Here is a 1,862-nt window from a genome sequence, read left to right as displayed (position 1 = left end):
CATGGTCATACAAAGCGCGGTCCGGGTGATACAGCTCCCACCCGACCGCCCCCGCACCGCCCGGACGCCCGCGTCCCCTTCCCGCCCGCCCCTCAGGCGTCGAAGCGGCTCCGGGACGCCTCGATGTCGCCGAGGTAGCGGTGGGTCCAGTCGCACATCGCGTCGACCGTCGCCCGCAGGGCCCGCCCCGGCTCGGTGAGCGTGTACTCGACGCGTGGCGGCACCGTGGGGTGCACCTCCCGGTCGACCAGGCCGTTGCGCTCCAGCATCCGCAGGTTCTGGGTGAGCATCTTGTGGCTCACGCCCTCGACGTCGTCGCGCAGCTCGCTGAAGCGGCGGGTGCGCTCGCCGAGCGCCTCGATGATCAGCAGCGCCCACTTGTTGGCGATGTCCGCGAAGATCTCGCGGGCCAGCGAGTCCGCGCGCCGCAGATCCGCGGCCTCCTCGGGCGTGCCCTCGTACTGCTTGGTCACCATCAGGTTCCCCTGTCACCGAAAAGTGCGTTCTTCCTTGTCGGCAGCCACTCTCCTACGGTGCCCCAGTAACCACAAGAGAGCACGTATGCCCTTCCCTCAGGAGGAACAGCATGGCCATCACCCTGGTGAACCCCGCCGGTCTGCCCGAGACCGGTGTCTACCACCACGTCTCCGTCGCCTCCGGCTCCCGGCTCGTCCACCTCGCCGGACAGGTCGCCTGGGACGCCGACGGCGTCACCGTCGGCGAGGGCGACCTCGCCGCGCAGGTCGAGCAGTGCTACCTCAACATCGCCACCGCCCTGGCCGGTGCCGGAGCCACCTTCGACGACGTCGCGAAGCTGACCGTCCACGTCGTCGACTGGACCCCCGACAAGATGCCCCTGCTCCTCGACGGCATCGCCCGCGCCGCCGCCCGTCTCGGCACGACCCCGGCCCCGCCGGCCACCCTGCTGGGCGTCGCGGCGCTGGACGTACCGGAGCACCTGGTGGAGATCGAGGCGATCGCGGTCCTGGACTGACCGGCGGGTCGCCGATACTGGCCCCATGGCGTCGCCAGAACCGTTCCGGGCCCCGGCGGCCCCCGTGCCGCCGGCCCCGATCACGGCCGACGCGCCGGGGGCGATCCCGCGTCCGCTGCTCACCCAGTCCTGGCTCGATCTGACCTTCCTGCACTGGGCCGCCGACCCGGCCGACGTCGCGGGCCTGCTGCCGCCGGGGACCGTGCCCGACACCCTGGACGGGGTCACGTACGTCGGGCTGGTCGCCTTCCGGATGCACAAGGTCGGCTGGCTGCGCCTTCCCGGTGTGCCCTATCTCGGCTCGTTCCCCGAGACCAATGTGCGGCTGTACTCGGTCGACGCGCACGGACGGCGCGGCGTCGTCTTCCGCTCCCTCGACGCCTCCCGGCTGCTGCCGGTCGTGGTGGGCCGGATCGGCTTCCGGATGCCGTACCTGTGGTCCCGCATGACGATCGACACGACGGCGTACGGCGTCCGGGGCGTCACCGGCGACGGCACCGGAACCGGCACCCGACCCGACGTCCCCGGCACCCGACCCGGCGTCCTCGGCGCCCGGCGGGGCGGTGTCTCCGTCACCTACACCAGCCGTCGGCGGTGGCCGGGCCCGCGGGGGGCGTACAGCCGTATCACCGTGCGGGTCGGTGAGCGCATCGACGAGCCGACGGGGCTGGAGCACTTCCTGACCGCCCGCTGGGGGATGCACGGCGCCTTCTTCGGCCGGCCGATGTACCTGCCCAACGCCCACCCCCGCTGGCCGCTGCACCGCGCCGAACTGGTCGAGTGCGAGGAGGACCTGGTCGCCGCGGCGGGCCTGCCCGCCCCCGCCGGCCCGCCGGTGAGCGTCCTGTACTCGCCCGGCGTCCCCGCC

Annotated in this window: 3 protein-coding genes; 2 read left to right on the top strand and 1 reads right to left on the bottom strand. The window is 72.9% G+C overall.

The genetic code is table 11. The annotated features are described in order from the left end of the window. Window positions 1-92: 92 nt before the first annotated feature. Complete coding sequence (locus AOK23_RS42805; protein WP_055717768.1) at window positions 93-476, bottom strand: winged helix-turn-helix transcriptional regulator; 384 nt, start codon at window positions 474-476, stop codon at window positions 93-95. 110 nt (window positions 477-586) lie between these two features. Between AOK23_RS42805 and AOK23_RS42800 the strand changes: the two genes are divergently transcribed. Together AOK23_RS42800 and AOK23_RS42795 are read left to right on the top strand one after the other, a co-directional pair. Then, window positions 587-994 carry a RidA family protein gene (locus tag AOK23_RS42800; RefSeq protein WP_055717767.1) on the top strand — a complete coding sequence of 136 codons (408 nt, stop codon included), beginning with the start codon at window positions 587-589 and terminating at the stop codon, window positions 992-994. A gap of 25 nt (window positions 995-1,019) precedes the next feature. Continuing rightward, the coding region (locus AOK23_RS42795) for a YqjF family protein (protein ID WP_055717766.1) at window positions 1,020-1,862 on the top strand (843 nt) is incomplete at its 3' end.

This window comes from Streptomyces torulosus, assembly GCF_001419765.1.
GTDB classification, from domain to species: Bacteria; Actinomycetota; Actinomycetes; order Streptomycetales; family Streptomycetaceae; genus Streptomyces; species Streptomyces torulosus.
This window is presented reverse-complemented; position numbering and strand designations above follow the sequence as displayed.